This is a genomic window from Burkholderia sp. LS-044 (genome assembly GCF_004803625.1).
GTDB classification, from domain to species: domain Bacteria; phylum Pseudomonadota; class Gammaproteobacteria; order Burkholderiales; family Burkholderiaceae; genus Burkholderia; species Burkholderia cepacia.
This window is the reverse complement of record NZ_SSWO01000035.1, coordinates 25,679-32,063: the sequence shown is the minus strand read 5'-3', so window position 1 is coordinate 32,063 and position 6,385 is coordinate 25,679. Positions and strand designations below refer to the sequence as shown.

Sequence of the window (6,385 nt, the reverse complement as noted above, 5' to 3'; positions counted from 1 at the left end):
CGTGCTCACCCGACTGCCCACGCATCGTGCCAACGACATCGCGTCGCTGCTTCCGCATCGCTGGACGCTCGCCGTGGCTTGATCAGCGGCACCTCCCGAGCCTCGGTGCCTTTACCGGGTGCTTACGCCCGACTCGTGTCGGATTTGCGCGAGAGCGTCTCCAGTGTGGCGCTCAGCCACGCATGGAGTTGATCGAGCAAGGGCCTGTCGCGTGCTTGTCGGTGCGCTCGCCGCTTATTTTGCTACGGATCTGCTCTTCGACTTGTAGAGGGCGCCGATACGTTCCAGCGCCTCGGTGTTCAATGCATTTGGGCGAGCCGCATGCAATTCGTAGAACTGCCGCCGTGCATGGGCCCAGCATGCTGCTTCGGCAACGCGTCCCGTTTCGTAAATCGCTTGGTAGCCGCCGTAGGCGTCGGCCTGCAACGTGCCATTGAACGATTCGAGATGCTGCTGCGGATGGATGCCCTTACGGTCCGGCGTATAGGCAAACCAGGCGGCCGGCGGAGTGGCGTCGCTGGACGCCCGATCGTCACGCACATACACCCACAGGCGTCCGGTTTTGGTCTTGCCGTTCCCTGGCGCAAGCACAGGCACTGGCGTATCGTCGGCATGGAGCTTCGTCGCCGCCATGACGTGGCGACGCAGTGCGTCGACGAGCGGTTGCAGCAGCGCCGCAGTGTGACCAACCCACTTCGCCAGCAGCGAGCGATCCAGCTCGACACCTTCCCGCGCATAGATCACCGACTGCCGGTAGAGCGGCAGGTGATCCGCGAACTTCGCGACCAGTACATGAGCCAGCAGTCCCGGGCCAGCCATGCCTCGCTCGATGGGACGGCTCGGCGCAGCAGCCTGGGCGATGTGATCGCAGCATGAACATGCCAGCTTCGGCCGCACATGGCGGATGACCCGGAAGCTCGCCGGCACATACTCGAGTTGTTCGGCGACGTCCTCGCCAAGCTGCTTCATCGGCGCACCGCACGCCGTGCAGGTTTCACGTGACTCGGGCCAATGGATCTGGATCTCGCGCGGCAGGTGATCCGGCAACGGCTTGCGTTGTATCTGTTCCGGTGCCGTGCGTGGCGTCCTGGGAATCTCGATGGGGGCAGCGCCTTCGTCGGCCTCGAGTTCTTCCAGACGCAGCTCGAGCTGCTCGATCTGGCGGTCCAGTTTCTCCGAGCGGCGGCCGAACTGCATGCGGCGCAGCTTTGCGATCAGCAGCTTGAGATGCTCGATCTCCGCCTTGTCGGTCGCCGTCGCCGCCTCGTGCGATTCGACCACGTCTTCCAGATGCCCGATGCGGGCATCGCGCTCGAGCAGTAGAGCCTTGAGCGCTTCGATGTCGTCCGGGTACGCGTTCGCCGTCGTCATGCCCGCAGTCTACGCGCCGGTGGGCGGGTTTACAACGCTGAGGTCGGCGCCGCCGTGCGCACCGGCTGCCGCCAGTCGATGCCTTCCAGCAACATGGACAACTGCGCCTGGCTCAAGCTGACGACGCCCCCATCCGCACGCGGCCAGACAAAGCGGCCGCGTTCAAGCCGTTTCATCAGCAGACACATGCCGTCACCGCTCCACCACAGCACCTTGACCAGATCGCCGCGTCGGCCGCGGAACACAAACACGTGTCCGCTGAACGGGTCCCGCTCGAGCACGGTCTGCACCTTCGCGGCCAGGCTATTGAAGCCGGAACGCATATCTGTCACACCAGCAGCCAGCCACACCCGCGTCCCAGCGGGAAGGCTCAGCATCACGAACCCACCTCCAGCAAGCTTGTCAGCACAAGCCGCAGGACATCAGACTCCGGCTTGCCTTCGAAACACACGCGCACGCCATGACATTCGATGACCAGCCGGATGATCTGACCGGTTCCGGTATCGGCGGTGATGCCATCTGAACAGGCGGGAATAATTCAACTGGCGCGGATGCGGACGTCGCCTCTTGCTCCTGATCCCGACGCCACTTCGACACGAGATTCGCGTTCAACCCATGCGCGCGTGCAACTTCCGCCAGTGAACGGGTCGGGTCTCGTGTTTCCGCCACGACCTGCGTGCGAAACTCATTCGTGTAATTCTTGGAGCCTCGTCGGCGGCCCTGCGCCTTGATTTCCATTTTTTCTGGTTCCCACTACATCTGATGGGAACCAGATTGCCGCCTATGAACCTTCATGAACAGACGGTGCTGGGGAAGCGCTTACATCGGTAACACTGCAAGGACGTAGTGCTCAAGCTTCGATTTGGCGTTGTTGCATGCCACGCATGCCGGCACTTTGGGCAGGTTATCGCACGCGGCGCGTGGGCAGAGTTCCCGTGCGACGACGTGATCACCCATGCTCGACCCCCGGTTCCGCCCGCAGTAAACACAGGTCTTGTCGCGGTATTTCTTGCTTGCCATCGAACACTCTTCTCAGGCGGTTGTAGGGACCGTCTTTATGGGGCTGTCAGCAGAATTGTTCGACCACGACGACGCCACGCCGGTTATGCCACATTTGTAGGCCATGCGACGCTAGTGCGGCCGGGAGCTGATAGCTGATGCCGAGCTGGACTGCTACTACTTCCATTGTCTGAAAGGTTCCAGACATTGAACAGTACAGTCCAGCCGTACTCGAACACCCTTACACCTGTTGTCGCCGTTCCCGGAGCAATTTGGCATCGTCTCTCAGCCGTATAGAGACACACTCCTTATATTCAGGTGGGAACTTGTCAACTCCCGTCGAAAGCAATATCTGATAGTCCGTGTTCTCTTCATCGAGCACCTTCATCTGCCGCAGCATCAGCACAAGGTTGTCTCGGTCGATCCCCGCAGTTTCCGGGGTATCAATTAGGAGCATCCGCGGAAACGGCATGTCATTCTTCAACGACATTAACAAAAGGGTTAAATAGTAGAGAAATCTCTTTGGAACCTCGGCACTCGCCTCTCGATATTCGCCATTGTTGATCACCGGCATATAGGTGTCTTCATCGATACGCGCCGATCGACATCTGGCCAACACCTTCGTCATGAAGTCGTTGTAGATTTCGTTAAATCCAGCTATCCGGCCGCTGAGTTCCGTTTTTGACGCCAATACGAGCTGCGTCACCAGGCGATCGGCAGCTGCCCAGATTTCCCGCTTTGAATCGAACGTTCTCTGCAGACCCTCGACCTTCTCCTCCATTTTTAGGGCCTGAAAGAGCTCGTTTTGCTCGTTCTTCAATTCAAAAATTTTTTCATCGATCTGCTCTACCTGCCAGCCGGCTGCTTCTCCCTGTGGTAGCGCATACGACTTTTCGATTCTGTCCGTAAGTTGCCTGACCTGTTCTTCCAAGGCGGCTTGGTGCGTCATCGTGTCAGAGATCTCGGCGTCCATATCATCGATTGTGGACAGCATCGTCAGCAGCGACTTTTTCTTGGCGCGATAGATGTCCACGTATTCCGTGGGACTGTAGAAGAACCGTTGATAATCATTCTCGTCGACGGGGTTCCCACATACGCAATGGCCCTGTATCCGGGACACCGCATTCAGGCAATATGGACATGTATCGCTTGAAAAAAGCTTCAGCTGCTCGTGCGTGAAAATAACCTTGCTAACACGATCAATATCGTCACGAATCGAAGCAACCACGTTGGCAAGACGACCTTTGTCTCGAACGAGCACCTCCGCCTCTTCTCGCCTCTGACGCAAGGAGGACACCAACTCACCAAGGCGGCGGCGCTCGGCATCAATCGATTGCATGATCTGACTCGGCGCATGGTGGGATAGACGCTCCGATCTCGCGCGAACAAGTTTGTCCAGTTGTGAATCGATTTCTTCGATCCGCTTCCCAAGAAAATGCACATTCTGGACCGTTGCGCCGCCGCGGCCCCTGAGGACTTCGACCACAATCTTCTGATACTCAGACAGAATCGCGCGAGCGCCGTCAAGTTCTCGTTCCGAACGCTTCAAATTGCCCATCGCTTCATACAGCGCGAGCAGGGTCTTTCCCACCAGCACCTGAAAAATCGCCCGTCGCACCTCCAGCGAATCGGACAGGAAATTGCTGTTATCGGCGGGTTTGTAAATGCCATGTGGATCGGGCGCTTGATTATGGTAGATCAGCCGCATCAGATCCGAGATATTGAGCTTGAAGTTACGACCGCCCTGAAATATTTCGACGACCGGGATGCCCAGTTTCTCAAGGATCCAATCAGAGAAGATGCGCGTATCCGCGTCGCGCCGGAACAAGGGGAAGGTATCAACGCTCTGGTCGAAACCTTCTCCAAGCGTACCAAGTGCCCGGACAGTGATGAGATTCTCGCCGAACTTTCGTATCAGCGAATACTCAGTGAGGCCGATCCGGATCTTTACCCATACGAAGTTATTGGTGTCGCCGGTGATCTCCGCGTGCCGATTGTCGCTGCGCAACTCGAACTCATCCACTTTCCCGCCCAATCCGAAATAGATCAGGTTGAAGAATGTGGATTTGCCGCTTCCGTTGGGTCCTTCGACAATGGCAAGCCGCTGCCCAAGCTCAGGCGATTCGAACTCGTACCTGTCACCCTGGTAACCCACCTGAAGAATCTTCAGAGCGCCCATACATTTACCCCGCGGCTTTCATACACTTTCTGCAGAAATGTTTCCATGGTCAGCGTGGACAGTCGCGGAACGGCCTTCTTGATTCTGCTGATCCGGGCGCGGTCCGCTCCAAAGACTTCGTTGGTCAGGAAGTCGGCCGGCAACACAGACCGGTTCAGCTGCACGTCGACGACTTCTGGTGTCGCAGCACGTTCGACTCGCAGGAAGCCGCGCCGCTCCAGTGCAAACACCAGCTTGAAAATCTCTCGTTTGTTCAGCTCTCCGTTCGCAAACGTCACAAACAGCTGCTCCCTGTCTTCCGCGTTGCTGATGGTCCTGTCTTCATAGCGCTCAAGAATGCGAACGACCTTCTCACCACCCGCCAACTGCACCAAATACGAAAGCTTGCGATGATCCCTGAACATCCCGTTTGCAGCCGTCAGGATATCGACCAGCAACAGTAGCTCATACGTCAGGAAATAGAAGTCCTCGCCGCTGATGAAGTTCAGTCGCCGCTTGATGCTGTCTCTTTTGTCCATGTCAGTCAAACGCCAAATAGCATTCATCGAACAGCGACAGGATCGCGCCGCGCAAGGTGTTCTCGTCCTGTATGCGGTAGTGGTAGGTCTTGTTCAGAAGCGTCAGCTCTTCCATTGATTGAGTAACCATGTCTGCGAGGATGGCGTCGATTTGTGCCGGGGTGAGCGGCGATGTCCGCCCACTCTGTCTCGCCTCTAGAATATCTTCACAGACGTCATATAGCCTGCGCCGCAATGACACATACTCCCGCTGCCAGAGGCGCGCCTCGTCCTTTGCAAGACCTACCCGCAGTTTCAAGCGTCTCAGCCCTCTTGGCGGATAGCTAGAGGTTACGGCCTCGATCTTCTCTTGCAGACTGCGCATATCGGTTACATCGATCTCGTCCCAGCTCTCGTGCGCAGGGTCGAACGGCTTTTCCTGAGGTTGGACACCGAGCGTTTTCAGAAAGATATTCTCGATATCGGCGGTGCCCAGAAGGCGAGCCATCGGCACTCCGTGCTCTGAACGCTTCTCAAACTCGCTGCAGATGGCGCCGACGATCACGGACTCCATGCCATCATGGCGGTGGCTGTAAAACGGGCACTTCCTAACGCAATCGACTGCCGCCGCCTCGAGTTCTGGGTTGCTGTCCGTCGTCACAATCCACTCTATTTTGGACAGGAATTGCCCGAACTGCTCGGGCGTCCACGCGGTGATTGCAGCCAGATGGCCATGGCCGGCGATTGCGGCATACTGCTTTGCGTACTCTTCAAGGATCGCAGTCTTGCACAGCGCAATATCATCCCCGGATAGAGGTTCCTTCGCGCACAGCTTTTTCAGGACCGATGTCTTGCCCGGCCCAGCAAGACCGGCTCGCTCGAAGAGCAGCTTGTCGAACCGCTCATCGCCGGTAGTGGCAGAAGCGTAAAAACTGAACCGGATGGGGGAGTCGCCGAGGAACCGGAAATCGAGGTCGATAAAGGCGACGACTGTGTTCTTGACCGGCGACGAATTGAACGTTAGCGAAGAGCCATAGTTCTTGTTTTCCTCGACGCACGGTGCATGCTCACCGTGCTCGCGGATCAAAAGGGAGTCTTCAAGCAATTCGATCGCGCAGTAAATGCGATTGTTCCTGTCGAGCCCGATCTCCGTGAGCAGGCGGATGCATGCCCGCAGCTTCTGGAAGCGGTCGCCCTTCTTTTTGTCCCCGGCTTCTCGATCGATCATGGTCTCATTTTTATCTATCATCTGGCTGGTCGGCCTCAACTATCCGTCCGCTATACATCGTAGCGTTACTTCGGATCCGACGCGCGCAAATATATCAGATCTTCCGCAAAC

At 57.4% G+C, this 6,385-nt stretch carries 4 protein-coding genes and 1 pseudogene; all 5 read right to left on the bottom strand.

The window, feature by feature from the left end; all coding sequences use genetic code 11:
- Positions 1–125: 125 nt before the first annotated feature.
- Positions 126–1,371: pseudogene (locus tag E9536_RS40615) on the bottom strand (IS66 family transposase); the annotation flags it as partial.
- Between the two features lie 29 nt (positions 1,372–1,400).
- The gene (gene tnpB, locus E9536_RS40610) at positions 1,401–1,748 is read right to left on the bottom strand and encodes an IS66 family insertion sequence element accessory protein TnpB (RefSeq protein WP_027782056.1); all 348 of its coding nucleotides are present in this window, start codon (positions 1,746–1,748) and stop codon (positions 1,401–1,403) included.
- Positions 1,749–2,611: 863 nt separating this feature from the next.
- Complete coding sequence (locus E9536_RS40600; protein ID WP_136473235.1) at positions 2,612–4,549, bottom strand: AAA family ATPase; 1,938 nt, start codon at positions 4,547–4,549, stop codon at positions 2,612–2,614.
- The gene (locus E9536_RS40595; protein ID WP_136473233.1) at positions 4,537–5,067 is read right to left on the bottom strand and encodes a hypothetical protein; all 531 of its coding nucleotides are present in this window, start codon (positions 5,065–5,067) and stop codon (positions 4,537–4,539) included. Before E9536_RS40595 ends, E9536_RS40600 begins: the two co-directional genes overlap by 13 nt.
- 1 nt (position 5,068) lies before the next feature.
- On the bottom strand, positions 5,069–6,274 hold the full coding sequence (locus E9536_RS40590) for a hypothetical protein (RefSeq protein ID WP_136473231.1): 1,206 nt from the start codon (positions 6,272–6,274) through the stop codon (positions 5,069–5,071).
- Positions 6,275–6,385 lie beyond the last annotated feature (111 nt).